Below are 21,555 nucleotides of genomic sequence, written 5' to 3' on the forward strand. Positions count from 1 at the left end.
TGTCACCCAATCTGAATAAAACAACCCCTACTTAATAAGAAGGGGTTGTAGTTTCGCTCGTTGTGCCATCAATGGCTTCTGGCTCTTCGCCCATTATGCTTTCAGGCTCTAGGCCAAGATGGACTTTTAATTCATTTTTCGTTGCCTCCAGCTCGGTTTCGTCGAGCTGGTAGTAATACACGCCGTTAATTTTTGAATCATAGCCGGCAAGGTTCAGCGTTTCGGCCTTCAGGTTGGTTCCGGCAACAGCGTAATTAATGAAGGAAATCATTTCTTCAAAGCGAAGGTCGGTGGTCATGTTGTCTCCGATTGCTTCCATCACGTCGGTGTAATTGTTCACGGATTTGACAGATGCCGCTTTGCTGATGACAGCCTTGATGATTTCCTGCTGGCGCTTGCCGCGCTCAATATCGTTGTCGAGCTTGCGTGTTCTTGCCAAGGCCAGTGCTTCCTCGCCGTCGAGGGTCTGCAGCCCTTCCTGCAAAGTAATCGCTCCGGCTTTGTCTTTTGAATCCTGTTCTGTGAACGTGTAAGGAACATTGACTTCAATGCCGTTTAGCGCATCGATTACATCAATGAAAGCATTGAAGTTCATTTTTACATAATAGTCCACTGGCACATCCAGGAGATTCTCGACTGTGTCAAGGGTCTCTGGCACACCGCCGTAAGCATGGGCGTGGTTGATTTTATCGTTGAAGCCTTCTCCCGGAATGTAGACATAGGAGTCACGTGGAATGCTCAGCAATTTTACCGATTTGTCATCTTTGTTAAAGGTGGCCAGCATCAATGCGTCCGTACGGGAATTGCTATCGTATTGGCGCTTTTGGCTGTCATCGACACCGATGAAAAGCACGGAAATGTTTTCTTCGAATGGATTCACGGCTCGTTTGCCTTCGCGGTCGATCGGCTGATAGGATTTTGTGATAACAGACTCCGCTTTGCTGTATAGATGGGCCCCATAGGCCGCAACACTTAACATTACCAATAGGAGCGGAAGAACAATCCAGCGGAAGACTCTTTTTCTTTTTTTCTTATGATGCATATCTGAACGTCTATTTGCGGACATGGCAATCTCCTTCTCTATGATCCTCGTTTTCTATAAAGGTAGTACAATTAACCTATCCTCCATTTTACAATTTTTTCTCATATTCGTAAATCGAATTTTTTGGCAATCCTTCAGCCAGAGTATATTTCCTCCTGGTAAAGCTGCTCTCCCGCGGAGATTTCCCCCTGCCCATTCGTCATCTCCACCATCCAGGCGGTAAAATGATCTGTTTGGCCGTCTTCCACAAAGGTTTCAATCTCCACCTTATCCAGGTAGTGAATCTCTTTTATCGAGTAGACCGAAGAGCGCAGTTCGTTTTCGACTTTTCCGAGCAGAGTATAATCAATGGTGGTGTGCATGACCCGCATCAGTTTGCGCTCCACGATTCCTGTCGCGTTCAGTCCTTCTGACGTCGCTTTCCCGTATGCGCGGATTAATCCGCCGGCACCGAGCTTGATGCCGCCAAAATAGCGGGTGACCACTACTACTGTGTCTTTCAATTTTCTTTTCTTCAGCACCTCAAGTATGGGTACTCCGGCGGTGCCGCTCGGTTCACCGTCATCGTTGGCTTTCTGAATCTGGTCATGCTCGCCGATCAGGTACGCGGAGCAATTATGGGTGGCATCCCAGTGCTTCTTTTTGATGTTCTGGATGAACTCCTGGGCCTCCTGTTCGGTTTCGGCGCGATCGACATAGGCAATGAACCTTGATTTTTGAATGTTGATTTCGTGTTCGCCATAGCTTTTTACTGTATAATAATGAGAGAGCATAACAGATGCCCCTTTCTATGAAAAGATAGATTTGTGCATGTGTTTTAGTTTGCATTTTATAGGCCGTTCCTATTGTGAAGAAACTAGCAATGCCTCTTTTATTATAATTGCACAGGCCCTTGAGAACAAATGGTGATGGAATGTAATTAAACTTTAATATTAGAAAAAACAGAGAATGTTATAATAGGGGATATTATCAAATCAGATAAGCAATCCTTTTGTTCAGGCTAACGAAAACAATGGCTTCCATGGAGGAATGAAGAAGGATGGCGTTAAGAAAACTGGATGCTTCGGCACTTGATCATATTTTGCAGACTATGATCGATACAGTAGAAGACAGCAAGAAGGAAATTTTCCAAATTGGAGAGCAGTGCCGCAATGATTATGAAACCATTATTTCGGAGCTCGGTGAAGTCAAAAGGCTGAGCAAAAAGATTGTTGAGGACGGGGACAAGCTTGAGGTCCAGGTCCGGTTCGCAAGGAAACGTTTATCCGAAGTAAGCAAGCATTTTAAAGACTACACGGAACTAGAGGTGCGGCAGGCCTACGAGACTGCCCACAAGATGCAGATGGAGCTGACGATGAACCGCCAGCTTGAGAAGCAGCTGAAGGAGCGCCGTGACGATCTGGAGCGAAGGCTGGGCGGACTGGGAGAAACGATTGACCGCTCCGGGCATCTGGTTTCACAGATTTCAGTGGTCATGAATTATATGATGAGCGATATCCGCCAAATGGGGGAAGCGCTGGAGTCCGCACAGCAAAAACAGGATTTCGGGCTGAAAATCATCGAAGCCCAGGAAGAGGAGCGGAAGAAGCTGTCGCGGGAAATCCATGACGGCCCTGCCCAAATGCTGGCCAATGTGATGATGCGTTCCGACCTGATTGAAAAGATCTACAAAGAGCGCAGCGGGGAAGAAGCAATGGCCGAAATCCGCAGCCTCAAGACGATGGTCCGGTCGGCCTTGTACGAGGTCAGGAGGATCATTTATGACCTGCGTCCAATGGCACTTGATGATCTTGGGCTTGTGCCTACCCTCAGAAAGTATTTGCTGACCATCGAAGAATATCATAAAACGACAAAAATCGAGTTTAGCAACAGCGGCGATGAAGAGCGGCTGCCAACCAAGTATGAAGTGGCGCTGTTCCGAATGATCCAGGAGTCGGTCCAGAATGCTTTGAAGCATGCCGAAGCCACATTGATCCAGGTCAAGCTCGAGATCATGAGTGACCATATCACCGTTGTGATAAAAGACAATGGCAAGGGTTTTGATACAAGCCAGAAAAAAATGCAGTCTTTTGGCATTTTGGGAATGAAAGAGCGGGTCGAGCTCCTGGAAGGGGAGGTTTCCATTGATTCGCGGATTGGCAGCGGGACGCTTGTACTTATCCAGGTGCCGCTGAATAGATAGTGAGACGCAGAACAGAAGCCTGCGCTTCTGTTCTCTTCATAGATGAACAAAGGTGAACAGTGACAAGGAGGGCATTACATGGCAACGAAAATCATCATTATTGATGACCATCAATTATTCAGGGAAGGGGTAAAGCGGATTCTCGATTTTGAAAATTCGTTCGAGGTTGTCGCCGAGGGAGACGACGGCAGCGAAGTAGTAAATCTATATGAGCAGCACCAGCCTGATGTGATTATCATGGACATCAATATGCCAAATGTGAACGGTGTCGATGCGACCCGCCACTTGGTGGAGAAATATCCGGAAGCGAAAGTTATCATTCTTTCCATCCATGATGATGAAAACTATGTAACCCATGCACTGAAGACCGGTGCAACAGGGTATCTTTTAAAAGAAATGGATGCCGATGCGCTCATCAACGCGGTCAAGGTGGTTGCCGATGGCGGCTCCTACCTCCATCCGAAGGTGACGCATAATCTCGTGAAGGAATACAGACGCCTGTCATTGGGCGAAGGCGGTTCCGGAAATGGAAACACCCAGGTGATCGAAATCCGCCGTCCGCTTCACTTGCTGACAAGGCGCGAGTGCGAAGTCCTCCAGCTGCTTGCAGATGGAAAAAGCAACCGGGCCATTGGCGAAGCGCTGTTCATCAGTGAAAAAACGGTTAAAAACCATGTCAGCAACATCCTGCAGAAAATGAGTGTCAATGACCGCACACAGGCTGTGGTCGTCGCCATCAAAAACGGCTGGGTGGAAGTAAAGTAAGCGAGGATACATAGAACCGCAAGGCACATTCGCTCACAGAAGCGAATGTGCCTTATTCTTTTCCGGCAAAATAATGCAATTTAAACTCAATTCATATAAAATGGGGATTGTACATATGAATAGGAAAACGGAATCGTCCGTCTACAGCCAGACAAATAAATAGATCTTTCTATATAAAAGGCAGGTAATGCTTAACATGAAAACAGCCGTTGTTACGGATAGTACTGCATACATCCCCAAAGAACTCCGCGAGAAGCACAATATCCGCATGATTCCGCTCAGCGTCATTTTCGGCAACGAATCTTATCGTGAAGAAATGGATATCACCGCAGCTCAATTTTATGAAGAATTGAAGACCCGGGACCTGCCGACCACATCCCAGCCGCCGACCGGCCAGTTCGTCGAGCTGTTTGAGGAGCTAGGCAAAGAGTACGACGCCGTCATCACCGTTCATCTATCGAGCGGAATCAGCGGAACCTACCAGGGAGCTGTAGCTGCTGCCGAGATGGCCGAGGGCGTTAAAGTCTACCCGTTTGACTCCGAAATCAGCTGTATGCCGCAGGGTTTCTATGCGCTCGAAGCGGCCGAACTGGCAGCGGAGGGACGTCCGGCGGAAGAGATTATGGCCCGCCTTGAGGAAATGAAGCAATCAATGCGCGCCTATATCATGGTGGACGACCTAAGCCATCTGCAGCGCGGCGGCCGGCTGTCCGGAGCCCAGGCCTTCATTGGCAGCCTGTTGAAGGTAAAGCCGATTCTCCACTTTGTTGATAAAAAGATCGAGCCGTTTGAAAAGGTGCGCACCAATAAAAAAGCGCTCAACCGCGTTGCCGAGTTATTGGCTGCCGATGCCAGCAGTGGAGGAGAGTATCGTGCGGTTGTCATCCACGCGAATTGCGAGGAAATCGCCAGGGAATGGAAGGCGGAGCTTGAAGCCCAGCTCCCTAGCGTCGAATTCATGCTAAGCTACTTCGGCCCTGTCGTCGGCACCCACCTGGGCGAAGGCTCTCTCGGTTTGGGCTGGTATAAAAAATAAGGAATACTGATTTGAGGAAACGCCATTTTCGTGAGAGCGGGAATGGCGTTTTTTTTTAAGGCTGTCAAAATCGTCAAAGGAGGAAACCGTATGCTGTATCTCCAACAATGGAGGAATCCACAATGAGATTTGCCCTGGTAGACGAAAAACTTGTTCCCAAGCCATTGCTCACCACCGGTCATCCCACTTATCCAATCTCCCAAATCAATTCTTCCTGCACACCACAATGCAATTCAGCTTTTGACTTTAATCCCGAACTTCAAACCTATCTTTCCGGCAGGCAACTTTTGCTGGATGAACTCCCGTTTCCGTTTGCCGAAATCCAGGAACACTATGAAAATGGCTATCTTGTATATCGCCAAGGAATTTTACTAAAAGGAAAGTCCTGTAAATGCGCCCGCTGCGGTACCACTGAAGCCCGCTGGTTCTCTGTCTTTCCCTGTGCCCGCTGCGGTGAAAACTGCCTCTACTGCCGCCAATGCCTGATGATGGGCAGGGTGAGCAGCTGTTCGGCACTGGTAAGCTGGACAGGGCCCGAACCGAAAGCAGCTACTGTAAAGCAGCACCTCCTTAACTGGAATGGCACCCTGTCTCACGGACAAGCTGCAGCATCTGCCAAAACGGTTGCGGCCATCAGCCAATCCTCCGAGCTCCTCGTCTGGGCTGTCTGCGGTGCCGGCAAGACTGAGGTCCTTTTTAAGGGGATCGAACACTCCTTGCAGCAGGGCGGCCGTGTCTGCATTGCCACGCCCAGAACCGATGTCGTCCTCGAGCTCACTCCGAGGCTAAAGGCAGCCTTTCCCCGCACCACGGTCGCGTCACTCTATGGAGGCAGCGAAGACCGCCATCTCCATGCTCCCTTAACCATAGCGACAACACACCAGCTACTCCGTTTTTACCAGGCATTTCACACCGTGATTGTCGATGAAGTTGACGCCTTTCCGTTCAGTGTTGACAAAACCCTCCAGCATGCCGTCCAGCAGGCGAGAAGGCCTGGATCCGCACTGGTTTACCTAACTGCTACCCCTAACCGGAAATGGCAGCGGGAATGCCTCCAGGGGAAACGCGCTTATGTGACGATCCCGGCCCGGTATCACCGCCATCCGCTTCCTGTGCCGAAATTTGCCTGGTGCGGAAACTGGGAGAAGAAGGTATTGAGAAACACCCTGCCGCAAAACGTTCTCTCCTGGATTAAACACCGCTTGAATGCAGGCAAGCAGACGCTGCTGTTTGCCCCGAAAATCGCCTCAATGGAAAAAATCCTCCCTATACTTCGAAAGCTTCACCCCAGTATCGAAAGTGTCCATGCCGAAGACCCTGACCGGAAAGGGAAAGTGACAAAGATGCGGAACAGGGAGATTCCTCTGCTTTTAACCACGACCATCCTGGAAAGAGGCGTTACCTTTCCGAATATTGATGTTGGCGTACTTGGGGCGGAGGATGTGATTTTCACCGAAAGTGCCCTTGTGCAAATCGCCGGGCGTGCCGGCAGAAGTGCTTCCTTTCCTGCCGGGGAAGTTGTCTTTTTCCATTACGGGAAAACAGAAGCAATGGTGCGTGCACGCAGCCAAATCATGAGGATGAACAGGGAAGGTGCGAGAAAGGGGCTGCTGGACTGAATGGACTTGTTTGCCGGGGAATATTGCCTGCTATGTAATGCGGAGGTGGGGCATGAAACGAGCTGGACCAGCGTGTTTTTGCGCAGCAGCCGGACTCAGGTGTGCGCGGTATGCCAGAATAAATTGAAACTCCTTGAGGGGGAGCTGTGCCAGCGCTGCGGCCGGGTACTGGAGCCTGGATACAGAGAAGGAAGAGTTTGTTATGACTGTCTCCGCTGGGAGAACGATCCGGAATGGCAGGGGCTGCTTTCGTTTAATGCCTCCATTTATCACTATAACAACTTTTTAAAAGAGGTGATTGCCCGGTTCAAATACCGGGGTGATTATGCGCTGGCGATGGCCTTCTCCGCTCAGCTCCGCGAGAAAACCCTGGGTGCTGAGGCCGACCTCCTTGTACCCGTTCCTTTAAGCGAAGAAAGGCTATATGAAAGAGGCTTTAACCAGTCGGAAGCGCTGATTTCTGCTGCAGGCGGAGAGCCTGTCAACCTGCTTTCCCGGGTGCATGGGGAGAAGCAGTCGAAGAAGACGCGTGCCGACCGTATCCATCTGCCGCAGGTATTCCAGATTATACCTGACATGGTGGAGTCTATTCAGGGTAAAAGGATTGTACTGGTCGATGATATTTATACCACCGGGTCGACTCTGAGGCATGCGGCAAAGATGCTGAGAGCCCACGGAGCGGAAAGTGTCTGTTCTGTGACGTTGGCCAGGTAGCGAAAAAACAAGTGGAAAATGGTGGATGACGACAAAACCCGCGGTGTATCAACCTTTTTCGACTCTTGTTTCTAAGGTTTTTACTATGACGACAAAGAAAACTTCACGAATTCGTCAAATCTTTTCCCTGTTAAGGCAGGACTAATTTAGGGTAATATAGAAGTATAAATACATAGTATTTTAAAGGAGGAATCGCTTATGAATTACAACATTCGTGGTGAAAATATTGAAGTAACTCCCGCTATCAGAGAGTATGTGGAAAAGAAGGTATCCAAGCTGGATCGTTATTTCACAGAATCACCAAATGCAAGCGTAAGCGTGAACCTGAAAGTTTATCAAGACAAGAAATCCAAAGTGGAAATTACCATTCCAATGAAGAACCTGGTCCTTCGCGCTGAAGAACTCCACGAGGACATGTATGCGGCGATCGACCTGATTACCGATAAATTGGAGCGTCAAATCCGCAAGCATAAAACAAAAGTGAATCGCAAATTCCGCGGCCAGGACAGCATCAAGGACGTCGGCCCAATCTTCACCGAAGATGATGTGCTTTCCGAGGAAGAGGATCTCGAAGTGGTCCGCACGAAGAGCTTCAACCTGAAGCCAATGGACAGCGAAGAAGCCATCCTGCAGATGAACCTGCTCGGCCACAGCTTCTACGTCTTCCAAAACGCTGATACAAACAGCACCAACGTTGTATACAAGCGCAAAGACGGCCGCTACGGCTTGATCGAAGCACAATAATTTAAAAATAGAAACCCTCACCCGCAGCCTTTCTCCTGGCTGCGGGTTTTATTGTATAATACCGGTAATGGAAAATGTTTGATAATACAGAAAATGATGTTAATTTGCCCTGAATCAAGGGGATACGGTCACAATGAAACAGCATATTAAAATTATTAAAAGGGGAGCAGAAACATGACATTTTCAATCGTTGGCTTTGATCCGGAAGAAAAAGAATGGGGAATCGCGGTTCAATCCAAGTTTCTTGGCGTTGGCGCGGTTGTGCCGTTTGCGAAAGCGGGGGTTGGGGCCGTCGCGACCCAATCGTATGCAAATACAGCCTATGGCCCCCAGGCACTTGAGCTGATGGCTGAAGGAAAGTCGGCTTCGGAAGTGATGGAGCTAATCACCAAGGACGACCTCGACAAGGAAATGCGCCAGGTTGGCCTCATTGATGCCAGCGGCCAGCCGGCGACATTTACAGGTACATACTGCTATGACTGGGCAGGAGGGATGACTGGCGAGCATTTTGCTGCCCAGGGGAATATTCTCGTCGGTGAAAACACTGTCAAGGCAATGGCAGATACATTTACTTCCACACAAGGCAGTCTGGCAAAGCGGCTGCTTGCGGCTCTGGATGCAGGCCAGGAAGCAGGGGGAGACAGCCGCGGGCAACAGTCCGCCGCACTGCTTGTCGTGAAGGAGAAGGGCGGCTATGGCGGCTATAATGACCGTTACATTGACTTGCGCGTCGACGACCATCAGCAGCCCATTAAGGAACTGATCCGCCTGTACGGAATGCAGCAGCTCTATTTCGCGCCTTCCAAGCCGGAAAACATTGTTGCCATCGAAGGAGAGGTAAGGGAAGAGGTCATCAAGCATCTTCAGCGCCTTGGGTACTTAAAAGCACAGCCGGCAAACGGGGAAGAACTGCACAAAGCCTTCACGGCCTATCTGCATACCGAAAACTTTGAAGAGCGCGAACAGGAAGCAGGGAAGATTGATTTGGACGTGCTGGAGTTTATGAAGAATCAGAAAAGCGGGTAAAGGATACTCATAACTTTCTGAACATGCTTTTAAAAATGTAAGACACCTATCGTAAAAATAGGTGTCTTTTAAAATTATGGACCAACGGCGGCTTGAGCGTCTTTTGCTTGTTCTGGTTCTGTTGGTGTTTGTGTCTGTGTTTCCGCCTCTGTTGATTCACTCTTTATTTCTGTTTCCTGCCCTGTTGCTTCTCCCGGTATCCCTGCATCAGATTCCTGATCAATGACAGGCTCAAGCTTCAGCTTTTTAGGGGCATGTGCGGCACTGCGCATTTGCTCTTTCGCATCGCTCCCGGTACCGTGGCAGGATGAACATGATGCGGATTCGTCCTGATGTTCCTTGAGTTCCTTATTGTATGCCGCCTTTTTCCCGTATAGTTCTGTACCGCCATCATGGCATTTCAGACAGAAGCTTTGTTCATTCTGAATGGTCCACCCGGTGCCGGTTGTCTTGTATTTATTTTTATCTGCGACTGGCGCATTCCCGAGGTTTTCCTTCAGCATCTTCAAGTTATTTGAGCCGTGTGTCTCGTGGCAGTCGGCACACGCCAGCTGTCCGTTTAACGGAGTTCCATCTTCAGCGGCAATGTTGTGACCGGACTCTTCCAGCAAGGCAGATTCTTTGTAGTATTTACTGATATCCGCAGCCTTGCTGCCATTATGGCATTGCAGGCAGAGGGAGAAGTCGGCAGCGATTCCCGTTGCGGTGCCTTGCTTCTTGTAAGCCGTTGCCGGATGGTTTGTCAGCTTATTCGGATTATCTTTGTCCCAGCCCGTGTGCGGGTTATGACAAGTCGTACATGAATACGTCGCCTCCAGCCCCCCGCTATAGGCAAAATGTTGATTGGAAGCATCGGCATGGTCCGGCATTGGGGCGCCGCCTGTTCCATCATGGCAAGCCATGCAAAGGTTCTTGGCGGTGTCGGCTCCGTATTTTCCCCCCAGCAGTTTAGGGTCATTGCCATTATGGGTACTGTGGCAGTTGGCACACGAGTTGGTATTATTGCTGAAGTTGCCATGTATTTCGTGGGACGGGACCTTAGGTGCTGTTGTGAACTTGAAAAAGCGCTGAAAGATCCGGCCCTTTCCGTCGTTCGTAATGGCCGGGTTGATAAAGACATAATAAGTAGTGCTGAAATCCAGCATCTCAGTTGGTGTAAATACAATGCGGTAGATCCCGTCTTTCTTCACTGGAAGCAGTCCAAAGGCTCTTTCTTTGCTTGCTATCGGTTTGCCGGCGGGCGACAACAGAATCAATGATTCTTCCGGAAAGGTGAGTGTTCCGCTCTCCTTCACAAGGACTTCAATGGAGGAATCTGCTGGTACCCCTGTCATATCTTCGGCAGGCATAGAGCGGCTTCTGTCAGATTCGCCATTAGGGAGAATATTCATTTCGAGTGCATAAGGCCTCGGTACTTGCACTGTCTGCTCGTTGGTTTCGTCCTTTTCTTCTTCGGTTCCAGCTGTGGTTTCCGGTATTGTCCCCAAGCCCGTTTCGGCGCCTGCTTCCTTATCTTCAGCGGCGGCCTCCTTTTCTGGAACTGTTGTCGCCTCCTCTTCCGTTACTGCGGTTGCCGGTTCGTGGACCGCGTCCGCTGCAGGCTCCTCCTGAACTGGGGAAGGTGCTACCGTTGCCTGGACAGTAAAGGTGTGGAGAATTTCCGCTTTGTTCGAGGACTCATCTTCAAGGACCAATAAAATGGTGTGCTGGCCATCCGCAAATTCCTTGGAGAAGGACCATTCAGCATACCTCTCCTTATACACAAGGTCGAGTTGGCCTTCATTCGTAATCGCCACAGGTTCTGCAGGTTCCTCTTGCAGCTCATAAATGTTGAAGGTCAATGATTCAGGCGGTGTTCCTTCAGAAGAGATCAAACCGGCAAATTCTGCTTTTGCGGATTCAAATGTCGCTTCCTCCTGAGGGGAGTGAATCTCGATGAGAAGGTCACCTGGAGCGGAAAGGGCCTTCGTGCCTGGGAAGTAATACAGGAATGAACTAAAAGAGAGGCAGCAAATGACGAAGTATGAGATGATTTTCTGGCTATAGTTCGTCTTTTTCAAGAGTGTTCATCCTCTTCTTTTTATTAGGCCCGCTTAAAAAAGTAAGCCAGCTCTTTATTTCGATTATATCAACCGCTAAAACGGTAATAATCAGTGGGATAGGAAGATTCTTTGACATTTTCAAAGCCTGCTGAAATAATGAAAACAAGGCAGTAATAATCACTATTACTACCTTGTTTAAAACATTCACTTTTGTTGGCTATCCAGTAGTGGCGCTATTGGGTAGCTTTTTTATCGTATATCTTTCTTGCCAATGAAGGTATCCTGCCAAGAACCGTATTTGGAGTTATAGACAGGCTCGGTGTATTTCTTGTCCGGCTGCTGCGTGTCAATGGCCTTGGATGTTTGGTGACATGTCCAGCAAACAGCCATGTTTGTGTATTTCTTGAGGGAAGAACCGGCAGCACTAACATCTTTCATGTATTCTTCGGCTTGTGCCTGGGTCCAGCCAGCTGCTACCTTGTCGGCAACCGTTTGGCCGAGAGTATCCTTCATTAAAGTCACATCTGTACCATGCGCATAGTGGCAGCTTGCACAGTTCCGTCCTGCTGAAGCGCTGTTGGTAGTATGCGAATAATGGCCGCTGAATTGGGACTGGTTTCCGCTGCTGGCCAGGTAATCATCATGACAAGTGGAGCAGAATTTGGAATAGTTTTGCTTGTCCGCATTGTCCTTTGGGCCTATGGATTTCGTGATCTTAAGGCCGGAAGTGGTGGTCATTGCATTGATTTCCGCGTATTCTGGATCCTCAGTTAACGCCAGGTTAATTGCCTTTGTTCCCTTTGGCAGTCCTGAGTACAGCCCGGCTAATTTGCCTGCGCCAGTAACTGTTTCTTTCAGAAGCCTGTCATTCACGGAGCCGTGCGGATTGTGGCAGCTTGAACAAGTTAATTCCGCATCAAGTGTGTGAGTTGCGCCAGGTGCAGCACTAATGGTGATGCCGGACTTTACATTATGCATTGACGAGCTATCATGAGTGTCGTTGAATGTACCAGCACCAGCACCTTGGCCTAAAACGTTATAGAAGCCCATTGTGCCATCGTGGCAGGACAAACACATGTCATATTCTGCATTCTGGAACTTCAGCAAAGTATCTGTGTCCCCCTGGTGAGTGCTGTGGCAGTTCGCGCAGGAGTTGGTGTTGTTCTGGAAGTTGCCATGCGTTCTGTGCAGATTTGCATTCCCTTCGCTATCCAGCGTCCCTACATTGATGCCAGGTGCCGGACTGGTTGAAGTGGGATCAAAATCCCCCTCAGCCAGGGCTCCACTGCTGAACATGCCCAATAAAAGAAGCATGAAGACAGCAGATAAGCCAATTTTTAATTTACCCATTTTACAAACCTCCCTGAAACTTCTCTTTTTTCTCTATTTCTCTATGAAATTGCTCTTGACCTTAATTTTGGGCAACACCTCCTTTAAGGAAGAAAGAATTAATAATAAACGGCCACCCTTTGGTTGACTGTGTCGGTTACATAGAGGGTGTCGCGGTCGTCAATGAACAGGCCATTAGGGAGGTAAAGGCTGCCATTTTCCGTACCCATTCCGCCCAACACATGCATCTGGCTTCCTTCCTGGTCATAAGCGTAAATATTATGTGACAGATTGTTAACCACATAGACGATGCCCTTCGAGTCCACTGCTACCCCACGGGGGTTCAGGAAAAGCGGGGCGCCGGTGCCATCCTTGGAACCGTTGATAATTTTCACGAACTTGCCGCTCTTGTCAAAAACCTGGACTCTGTTATTCCCGGAATCGGTCACATAAATTTGTTCTTCCTTATCGAGGGTGACAGCGTTGGGGGCAATGAATTTGCCTTCCTCTGCACCTGCTCCGCCAATCTCCATTTCCATCGTCCCGTCAAGTGCGAAGATGAACAGCTTATTGGCCTTAATATCGGTCACGTATAGCTTTTCATTAAAAATCCTGAGTCCTCCCGGGGAGGAAAGTACCTTGTCGTCTGCCTTTTCTTCAAAATAGCGGAGGAACTTGCCTTTTGAATCAAAAATTGAAATATTGCCATTATACAGGTCGGCTACATAGACATCGCCATCTTTGTTCCCGGCGATGCCATAAGGGAATCGGAACTGCCCTTCCTCGCTTCCGTCTTCGCCAAACTGGAAGATGGGTGTGCCTGCCTGGTCAAACACCTGGACTTGCCTGTTGCTAGTGTCACTGACATAGACAAACTCGCCAATACGGGCAACGTCCATCGGCTTGGACAGCGGTGTGTTGAAGTCTCCATAAAAGGCTTGTGCATATTCCGGCGGTCCGCTGCGGTCCACGGCCGCAATGATCGGTTTCACGTTTCCTTCCAGGTCCAGCAAGGAGATACCAATGAAAAGGGCAGCTGACAGTACGGCAATCGAACCCATGGTTAGATAGACATTTCTTTTCTTCAAGGGAATCATCTCCTTTATTCTTTTCTATCCGTTTTCGCCGCGAGCCTGTCCAGTCCATCGGAAGCAGGTTTGTAGAGCGGGTCGAAAGTGAGGACTTCCTTGAACAGCTTTTCCGCTTCTTCGATCTTGCCCTGATCCTCAGCTACTCTGGCGATTTCGTTGATAATATCCGTATTGGTTGGCACAAGCGCCAAAGCCTCTGTCAATGCCTTGTTGGCGTCTTCATACATTTGTAGTTCACGGTACACCATGCCTGTCAGCAAATGGCTTCTGTAATCCCGGGGCGAGATTTCCACTGTTCTTTTCGACTCGATAAGAGCGTCATTAAAACGTCCCTCGGCGATGTAGACGAGTCCAAGGTTAAAATGTGCACCGAAGTAATCTTTTTCAAGATCGATGGCAAGTTTAAGCTGTTTGATGGCATCCTCGTTTTTCTCATTTAAATGGTAGGCATATCCCAGGTTGACACGGTGCTCGGGATTGTTCGGCTCGGCATCGACAAGGTTTTTATAATAGGCAAGCTGTTCATTCAGCCTTTTCTGGTCGCTGTCATTCTTCCAGAAAAAGGTGTCGCTGATATAATATCCGCCGCCAAGGCAAAGAATGAGAGTCGAAAAGATTAATAGGAACGATTGAAGCCTTGTAAAATGTGTTTTATCACGCTTTGGTGTTTCTTCAATGATTGGCAGCTCTTGGGCTTCCATAAAAAATCACCTCAAATTCCATCGTTTTTAAAAGATCCCTGTGGCTAATTTTGATAGTCATGCATCAATAGCTGCAAATCACATCATTATAGCTTTCCTTCCTGATGGCAGCTTGCACACTTCGGTTCCGCATGGCATGTATAACAGGTTTGCGTCAATTTTTGGTTCGGACTGATCGGCACTGGATGACGTTCGCGCCATTTTTTATTTTGGCTGTGCGTGCTAGGGTGGCAGGAAGCGCAATACACTTTGCTGGTACTGGTTGGTGTCGTTGTTGCATGGGCTGATTTTTTGACGTCATGGCAGGCCATGCAGCTTTCCTGGTTCTTTTCAGCCAGTGTTCCGTGACTTGAAATGAATTGCTTGTCATGGCTTTCCGGCCGGACCTCGTGGCAGTCGATGCAGAAGGTATTTTCCTTGGCATAATTGAGATGGTTCTTGGCAGCCTGTTTCTTGTCCTGTTTCAGGTATTTGTCGATTGGGGAAATCTCTTCATAGCCTGTTAGCGGTTCATCCGACATATCCTGATGGCATCCATTGCAGCTTGCCAAATCCTCATTTGCATCAAGACCGTGCTTTGAGGCGAAGCTGTCCTCCTTATGGGTTTCAGGCACCATCCCCGTCGTATGGCAGGCACTGCACTCGGTCGTGATTTTGCGGGCTTTGTGGCAATCCATGCATGTATCCATATTCGGTTTCACATACTTCGGGTCCGCCATGGCCAGCTGTCCTGTTTTGTCGTCCCATTTGGCATAATCGGCCTGGAAGGTCATCTTTCGGTCGGCAATTTTGCCGTGGGCTACGCCGCTGTGGCACTGTATGCAGCTGATTCCCTCGTCCTTATGCCGGTCATGGGGAATGATCAGGTCTCCGGTAACGGTGAAGTTTCGGTTATAGACGTTATGGCATTTTTCACAGGATGCATCGGTAATTTCGCTTGGCATCCGAATCGGAGCTTCATAGGTTTGCATCTTTTTCTTGATTGCCTGTTCCACCGTATTTACCTTGCTTTTTGCAATGTTTTCCGCACCAGGTTCGGTGTGGCAGTCAACACAGGCGACTTCGCTGTGGGAAGAGTTGTGCCAGGTATAATATTCGGGTTTCATTTCATGGCAGGATGCACAGAACTTGGAGCTTGAGGATCCTTCATGGCCGGCGTAGCCGACCATGAAGAAAATTACCAGGAACAAGAGTGTCAACGCACCGAACTTGCTCCATTTTCCGCGAAAGCGGGGAGGGGCCGTGCGATTGTCATTATGTTCTTCCATCATGATCCCTCCTCAATTTCCTATTACTTTTTTAATCCTGTCCTGTGGCATTGTTCGCAATAAACTTCGGTTGGTGCAGTTATTGTTGCATTTTCAAGCAGTTTGGCCTCATCGTGGCAGACAAAGCATTCACTCTTCTGCTGTTTCGTTTCTGCTTTGTCCGCGTGGGCTGTCAGCCATACATCAGATTCAAGGTGTCCATCAGGGCGCTGGCTGTGGCAGGAGCTGCAGAAATTGTTTTCACGGGACTCGGCCTTTGCAACCGCTGGGTCCGGGTTGTACTTTGTCCGGCTTGCCCCGGCATCAATAAGGCTGACAATATCTTCTTTCTGGAAATGCTTGATCCATTTGGAATCCTGGTGGCAATCCATGCATTCGTTAAGCTCCTGGATTGCCGAGGTGCCATGGTCCTGCTTCCAGTCTTTTACCTGGTGGTTGTCCGGGATTCCTACTTCCATATGGCAGGTGGAGCAGTCCATGGAAATTTTGACATCGTCTGTCTGCTTGCCCAGAGCCTGCAAGATGACCCCTTGTACTTTCTTCCTGTCTTCAGCTGCTTGTTCTTCTTCAGTAAGGACTGCAACTTCAGCCGCTTCCGCATGCCCTTCATCGCTCTTGCCATGCCCGTCCTTATGCGGATTGTCCGGCAGGCTGTACTGGATGTCCTCCCATGGACGGTCGCCTTTATTGACTTTGTCATGGCAGTCGATGCAGGTTCCCATGTTTGGCCTCATATATTCGTTTTTCACCAGCTTTTCAGTGTTTTCAAGCGTCCAGTAATCGAGGTCTTTTTGGGTATTAAGGCCGCGTTCGACTACCTTTGCATGGGCGACTCCGCTATGGCAGGTGATGCAGGGGATATCTTCTTTAATATGTTCGCTATGGTTGACAATCAGGTCACCGGTGGCGGAAACGAGCCGGTTCTCCGAGTGGCACTGAATACAGTTATCATTCTTTACCGCTACTGTCTGTACAATCGGATCAGGCGGGCCGACGATATGGTAATATACCTCTTTCAGTGAATGAACTTTATGGGTCAGCGTATTGACCACACCAGGCTCTATATGGCATTGGGTGCATTTGATTTCGCTGTGGGCGCTGGCTTCGAATGTGACAAACTCCGGTGACATCTCGTGGCACCAGGAACAAAATTGGGGTGACGAGGTAAAGGCGATCGCTCCCCACATTGTTCCTGACAGAGCGACGACGGCAAATAAACTTGCAAACAGGAGCCTCCACCTGTTAACAGGATTTTTCCAGTCAATGCTGCGGAGTTTCCGCCAAATTCTCCGGAATAAGCCTGGCTTCTTTTCTCTTTCTTGGTCTTCATTCTGGCTGTTTCTCTTTTTCTTCCAGAAGGCCAACATGCTCTCCCCCTTTACGATTGGATAGGCTTTTTCTATGTTTTAGTGTTCTTCCCTATAACAAAGTATCTAACATTCTCAAATTTAAGCCAATGTACATTCTGTGAATAAAATTACAAAATTAGTTAATTAACAAATCGTTCACACTTTGGTCGGAAATTCGGTTAAACCTTGTTTTAATAGGTTTTGTAAGGTGTCAACAGTAGTAAAACGCCATGGATAATAATGTATATTTATGTATTTTATATTATAAAGTTGGCAAGTGGGTAAACTCCGTCCTTCATCGTTTTTAGTCCTATAGTCCCGTTTGTTTACTCAAAAGGATGTATGCAAGGCGAATGTTCCGGCCTGGAGTGTCCAATCAGGATATTTATGGAAGAGTGCTTCTCCTGCCGCCAGCATTTGTCTGGGCGATTGGTTGTCACTCCAAAGCGTAAGTGGTAAAATTAGATAGAATAAAACGGATTTTTCAGAAGGATTCGTTACCTGGCGAATCTTTTTTCATTAGACAGACCAATTTGAGCAATGCGAGAATGCCTTCTTGGAAGAATAGATTAAAGGAGCGTCTGTATGGGGATTTTAAATAAAATTTTCGACCAGAATAAGCGTGATATCAAACGCCTGACAAGGCTTGCGGAACAAGTAGAGGCTCTGGCCGGCGACATGGAGAAGCTGACCGACGAGGAACTAAGGGGGAAGACTGCCGAGTTCCAGAACAGGTACCAGCAAGGCGAAACGACAGACGACCTGCTTGTTGAAGCATTTGCCGTAGTGCGTGAAGCAGCCCGCCGCGTGCTTGGGCTTTATCCATATAAAGTACAGCTTATGGGGGGCGTCGCCCTACATGAAGGGAACATCTCCGAGATGAAGACCGGGGAAGGTAAAACACTGACAGCCACGCTGCCGGTTTACCTTAATGCCATTACAGGAAAAGGCGTCCACGTGGTTACGGTCAACGAATATCTGGCAAGCCGTGACGCCAACGAAATGGGCCAGCTTTATGAGTTTCTCGGCCTGACAGTCGGCCTCAACCTGACTGGAATGGACAAGGATGAAAAACAGGCGGCATACGCTGCCGATATTACTTATGGTACTAACAATGAATTCGGCTTTGACTATCTGCGCGACAACATGGTGCTGTACAGCCACCAGAAGGTCCAGCGCCCGCTCCATTATGCCGTCATCGATGAAGTGGACTCCATCCTGATCGATGAAGCGCGCACGCCGCTGATCATTTCGGGAACTGCGCAAAAAAGCGCCGCCCTGTACATCCAGGCAAACGCGTTTGTCAGGACGCTGAAAAAGGAAGAAGACTACACCTATGACGAAAAAACAAAAGGCGTACAACTGACTGAGGACGGAATCACCAAGGCGGAAAAAGCCTTTGGCATTGAAAATCTTTTTGATATCGCTCATGTAACATTGAATCACCATATCAACCAGGCTTTGAAAGCAAACACAAGCATGCATCTGGATGTGGACTATGTGGTCCAGGATGGCGAGATTGTCATTGTCGACCAGTTCACCGGCCGTCTGATGAAAGGCCGCCGCTACAGCGAAGGCCTTCACCAGGCGATCGAAGCGAAGGAAGGCCTCGAAATCCAGAATGAAAGCATGACTCTTGCGACGATTACGTTCCAGAACTATTTCCGGATGTATGAAAAGCTTGCAGGGATGACGGGTACGGCCAAAACGGAAGAAGAGGAATTCCGCAACATTTATAATATGAACGTTATCGTCATTCCAACGAACAGGCCAATCGTCCGTGATGACCGTGCCGACCTGATTTATGCAACGATGGAAGGGAAATTCCGTGCAGTAGCTGAAGATATAGCGGAGCGCCATGGCAAAGGCCAGCCAGTCCTTGTCGGTACTGTAGCGATTGAAACATCGGAATTGATTTCAAGGTATCTGACGAAAAAAGGAATCAGGCATAATGTCCTGAACGCGAAGAACCATGGACGCGAAGCGGAAATCATCGCTGAAGCCGGACAGCAGGGCGCCGTGACGATTGCGACCAACATGGCTGGCCGCGGTACGGACATCAAGCTTGGCGAAGGAGTTAAGGAGGTAGGCGGACTGGCTGTCATTGGTACAGAACGCCATGAAAGCCGCCGGATTGATAACCAGCTGCGCGGGCGTTCCGGGCGTCAGGGAGACCCGGGGGTTACCCAATTCTACCTGTCCATGGAAGATGAGCTGATGCGCCGCTTTGGGTCGGACAATATGAAAAACATGATGGCCCGCCTTGGCATGGACGATACCCAGCCAATCCAGAGCAAGATGGTTTCAAAGGCTGTGGAATCCGCCCAGAAGCGTGTTGAGGGCAATAACTTCGATGCACGTAAGCAACTGCTTCAGTATGATGATGTTCTCCGCCAGCAGCGTGAGATCATATACAAGCAGCGTGATGAAGTGCTTGAAGCAGAAAACCTTCGCGATATTGTGGAAAGAATGATTCAGTCGGTGCTTGAGCGCAATGTGTCGGCTCTTACTGAAGGGGAAGACAATGAAACATGGAAGCTTGATGCCATCATTGACTTTGTCAACGGGAATCTTCTCAACGAAGGCGACCTGCAGGTGGAAGAACTCCGCGGCAAAGAGCGCGACATGATTATTGACCTGATTATGGACAAGGTCAAAGAGCGCTATAATGAAAAAGAAGAGCAGCTTGGGCCTGAGCAGATGCGCGAGTTCGAGAAAGTCATCGTCCTTCGCAGCGTGGACTCCAAGTGGATGGATCATATCGACCAGATGGACCATCTTCGCCAGGGAATCCATCTTCGCGCTTACGGCCAAATTGATCCGCTCCGTGAATACCAGCAGGAAGGCTTCCTCATGTTCGAGAGCATGATTGAATCAATCGAAGCCGATGTGGCCCGCTACATCATGAAGGCAGAAATCCGCAACAACCTGCAGCGTGAGGAAGTCGCGAAAGGCCAGGCGGTCAATCCGAAGGAAGACGGCGAAAAGGTGAAGAAAAAGCCGGTCGTCAAGCAGATTGAAATTGGCCGCAATGATCCTTGCTACTGTGGAAGCGGCAAGAAATTCAAAAACTGTCATGGCAAAATGGCATAATGCATGTTAGATGAATAGAGTACAAAGAGGGCCGGCGATCTTGACGCCGTCCCTCTTTTCTTCAAAAGGTCGGAACAGGTATAATAAGACATAATTATTTTATGAGGTGAACGCATATGGAATTAGCAGATATCAGGAATGAGCTTGAAAAAACAGCCAGGAAACTGGCGGACTTCAGGGGGTCTCTTTGACCTGGAAAACAAAGAGGCGCGCATAGCCGAGCTTGATGAAGTGATGCTGGCCCCCGAGTTCTGGGACGACCAGCAAAAAGCGCAGGGTGTCATCAATGAATCCAATGCACTGAAGGACCAGGTCCATGTTTTTCATGACCTGTATGAAACATATGAAAATCTTGAGTTGACGTTTGAACTGGTCAAGGAAGAAAGCGACGAGGAGCTGCAAGCCGAGCTTGAAAGTGAATTGGTCCAGCTCACAAAGCGCCTGAACGAATTTGAGCTTGAGCTGCTATTGAGCGAAGAATATGATAAAAGCAATGCCATCCTTGAGCTTCACCCGGGTGCCGGCGGGACCGAGTCGCAGGACTGGGGCTCAATGCTTCTGCGCATGTACACAAGGTGGGCAGAGAAAAAAGGATTCAAGGTGGAGACGCTTGATTACCTGCCTGGAGATGAAGCAGGAATCAAGAGTGTGACCCTGTCCATCAAAGGCCATAATGCCTACGGCTATTTGAAAGCGGAAAAGGGCGTTCACCGCCTGGTCCGGATTTCTCCGTTCGATTCTTCGGGACGCCGTCATACATCGTTCGTTTCCTGCGAAATCATGCCGGAACTGAACGATGATATCCAAATTGACATCCGGACGGAAGATTTGAAGATTGATACGTACCGTGCCAGCGGTGCCGGCGGACAGCATATCAACACCACTGACTCGGCCGTCCGGATTACCCATTTGCCAACAGGTGTAGTGGTAACCTGCCAGACGGAGCGCTCACAGATCAAAAACCGCGACCGCGCGATGACGATGCTGAAAGCAAAGCTATACCAGCGCAAAATTGAAGAGCAGGAAAAAGAACTTGCCGAGATCCGCGGTGAGCAAAAGGAAATCGGCTGGGGCAGCCAAATCCGCTCCTACGTGTTCCATCCATACTCAATGGTAAAAGACCACCGCACCAACACCGAGTCCGGCAACGTACAGGCCGTCATGGACGGCGACATTGATGCGTTTATCAATGCTTATTTACGTTCGAAGCTGGCGTACTAAAGAATAATGCCCATAGCCAGGCGGCTATGGGTTTTTGTTGTTTGAAGGCTGGATCAATTGCTTGAAACATCGGGCGTTTATATGTTTTGAGGAAAAACTTGTCGCCATTTCTCCGATGGAGGCCCTGAAACCTGAGATTGAGCAGAAAACGGTCGTCCATCATCCCGATGGAGGCCCGGAAAACTGAGATTGAGCAATAAACGGTCGTCCATCGCCCCGATGGAGGCCCGAAAATTGAGATTGAGCAATAAACGGTCGTCCATCGCCCTGATGGAGGCCCTGAAACCTGAGATTGAGCAATAAACGGTCGTCCATCGCCCTGATGGAGGCCCG

19 protein-coding genes are annotated in these 21,555 nt (G+C 49.0%); 9 read left to right on the top strand and 10 right to left on the bottom strand.

Features of this window, described 5'->3' with window-relative positions:
* Window positions 1–31 precede the first annotated feature (31 nt).
* Window positions 32–1,066 (bottom strand): LCP family protein, encoded by a 1,035-nt coding sequence (locus WQ57_RS07415; RefSeq protein ID WP_046523099.1) that lies wholly within the window; start codon window positions 1,064–1,066, stop codon window positions 32–34.
* 110 nt (window positions 1,067–1,176) lie between these two features.
* Complete coding sequence (locus tag WQ57_RS07420; RefSeq protein WP_046523100.1) at window positions 1,177–1,815, bottom strand: YigZ family protein; 639 nt, start codon at window positions 1,813–1,815, stop codon at window positions 1,177–1,179.
* A 266-nt stretch (window positions 1,816–2,081) separates the two neighbouring features.
* Here WQ57_RS07420 and WQ57_RS07425 point away from each other — a divergent pair, with 266 nt between their 5' ends.
* From WQ57_RS07425 to WQ57_RS07455, 7 genes are all read left to right on the top strand, one after another.
* Window positions 2,082–3,224, top strand: coding sequence for a sensor histidine kinase (locus WQ57_RS07425; RefSeq protein ID WP_046523101.1), 1,143 nt, complete (start codon window positions 2,082–2,084; stop codon window positions 3,222–3,224).
* Between the two features lie 78 nt (window positions 3,225–3,302).
* Window positions 3,303–3,989 carry a response regulator gene (locus tag WQ57_RS07430; protein WP_046523102.1) on the top strand — a complete coding sequence of 229 codons (687 nt, stop codon included), beginning with the start codon at window positions 3,303–3,305 and terminating at the stop codon, window positions 3,987–3,989.
* Between the two features lie 196 nt (window positions 3,990–4,185).
* Window positions 4,186–5,025 carry a DegV family protein gene (locus WQ57_RS07435; protein WP_046523103.1) on the top strand — a complete coding sequence of 280 codons (840 nt, stop codon included), beginning with the start codon at window positions 4,186–4,188 and terminating at the stop codon, window positions 5,023–5,025.
* Between the two features lie 122 nt (window positions 5,026–5,147).
* Entirely contained in the window at window positions 5,148–6,644 is a 1,497-nt protein-coding gene (locus WQ57_RS07440; protein ID WP_046523104.1) for an ATP-dependent helicase ComFA, read from the top strand.
* Complete coding sequence (locus tag WQ57_RS07445; protein WP_046523105.1) at window positions 6,645–7,358, top strand: ComF family protein; 714 nt, start codon at window positions 6,645–6,647, stop codon at window positions 7,356–7,358.
* A gap of 198 nt (window positions 7,359–7,556) precedes the next feature.
* A complete protein-coding gene (hpf, locus tag WQ57_RS07450; RefSeq protein ID WP_046523106.1) occupies window positions 7,557–8,102 on the top strand; it encodes a ribosome hibernation-promoting factor, HPF/YfiA family in 546 nt (181 codons plus the stop codon).
* 174 nt (window positions 8,103–8,276) lie between these two features.
* Window positions 8,277–9,128: a DUF1028 domain-containing protein gene (locus WQ57_RS07455; RefSeq protein WP_046523107.1), complete on the top strand. Its 852-nt coding sequence runs from the start codon at window positions 8,277–8,279 to the stop codon at window positions 9,126–9,128.
* A gap of 74 nt (window positions 9,129–9,202) precedes the next feature.
* Here WQ57_RS07455 and WQ57_RS07460 read toward each other — a convergent pair whose 3' ends face one another.
* The 7 genes from WQ57_RS07460 to WQ57_RS07490 all read right to left on the bottom strand — a co-directional run bounded on the left by WQ57_RS07460 (window position 9,203) and on the right by WQ57_RS07490 (window position 16,926).
* Window positions 9,203–11,188 carry a cytochrome c3 family protein gene (locus tag WQ57_RS07460; RefSeq protein WP_046523108.1) on the bottom strand — a complete coding sequence of 662 codons (1,986 nt, stop codon included), beginning with the start codon at window positions 11,186–11,188 and terminating at the stop codon, window positions 9,203–9,205.
* The gene (locus tag WQ57_RS07465) at window positions 11,169–11,306 is read right to left on the bottom strand and encodes a hypothetical protein (RefSeq protein ID WP_156183077.1); all 138 of its coding nucleotides are present in this window, start codon (window positions 11,304–11,306) and stop codon (window positions 11,169–11,171) included. The genes WQ57_RS07460 and WQ57_RS07465 overlap by 20 nt, the downstream gene beginning before the upstream one ends.
* Window positions 11,307–11,419: 113 nt before the next feature.
* Window positions 11,420–12,520: a cytochrome c3 family protein gene (locus WQ57_RS07470; RefSeq protein WP_046523110.1), complete on the bottom strand. Its 1,101-nt coding sequence runs from the start codon at window positions 12,518–12,520 to the stop codon at window positions 11,420–11,422.
* Window positions 12,521–12,618: 98 nt separating this feature from the next.
* Complete coding sequence (locus tag WQ57_RS07475) at window positions 12,619–13,587, bottom strand: 6-bladed beta-propeller (protein ID WP_052948677.1); 969 nt, start codon at window positions 13,585–13,587, stop codon at window positions 12,619–12,621.
* 14 nt (window positions 13,588–13,601) lie between these two features.
* Window positions 13,602–14,291, bottom strand: coding sequence for a tetratricopeptide repeat protein (locus WQ57_RS07480; RefSeq protein ID WP_046523111.1), 690 nt, complete (start codon window positions 14,289–14,291; stop codon window positions 13,602–13,604).
* A gap of 86 nt (window positions 14,292–14,377) precedes the next feature.
* A complete protein-coding gene (locus tag WQ57_RS07485; protein ID WP_046523112.1) occupies window positions 14,378–15,562 on the bottom strand; it encodes a NapC/NirT family cytochrome c in 1,185 nt (394 codons plus the stop codon).
* Between the two features lie 20 nt (window positions 15,563–15,582).
* On the bottom strand, window positions 15,583–16,926 hold the full coding sequence (locus tag WQ57_RS07490) for a NapC/NirT family cytochrome c (protein WP_156183078.1): 1,344 nt from the start codon (window positions 16,924–16,926) through the stop codon (window positions 15,583–15,585).
* A gap of 567 nt (window positions 16,927–17,493) precedes the next feature.
* Here WQ57_RS07490 and secA point away from each other — a divergent pair.
* A complete protein-coding gene (secA, locus tag WQ57_RS07495; protein ID WP_046523113.1) occupies window positions 17,494–20,001 on the top strand; it encodes a preprotein translocase subunit SecA in 2,508 nt (835 codons plus the stop codon).
* A 116-nt stretch (window positions 20,002–20,117) separates the two neighbouring features.
* Window positions 20,118–21,222, top strand: a protein-coding gene (prfB, locus tag WQ57_RS07500) for a peptide chain release factor 2 (RefSeq protein ID WP_156183079.1) whose coding sequence is annotated in 2 segments (ribosomal slippage) — window positions 20,118–20,189 and window positions 20,191–21,222 — 1,104 coding nt in all. Because the reading frame shifts where the segments join, the coding sequence is not laid out codon by codon here.
* A 77-nt stretch (window positions 21,223–21,299) separates the two neighbouring features.
* Here the strand turns inward: prfB and WQ57_RS27120 are convergent.
* Window positions 21,300–21,555: hypothetical protein (locus WQ57_RS27120; protein WP_206540553.1), on the bottom strand; the 256-nt coding region annotated here is incomplete at its 5' end.

The organism is Mesobacillus campisalis (assembly GCF_000986785.1).
Taxonomy (GTDB): domain Bacteria; phylum Bacillota; class Bacilli; order Bacillales; family Cytobacillaceae; genus Mesobacillus_B; species Mesobacillus_B campisalis.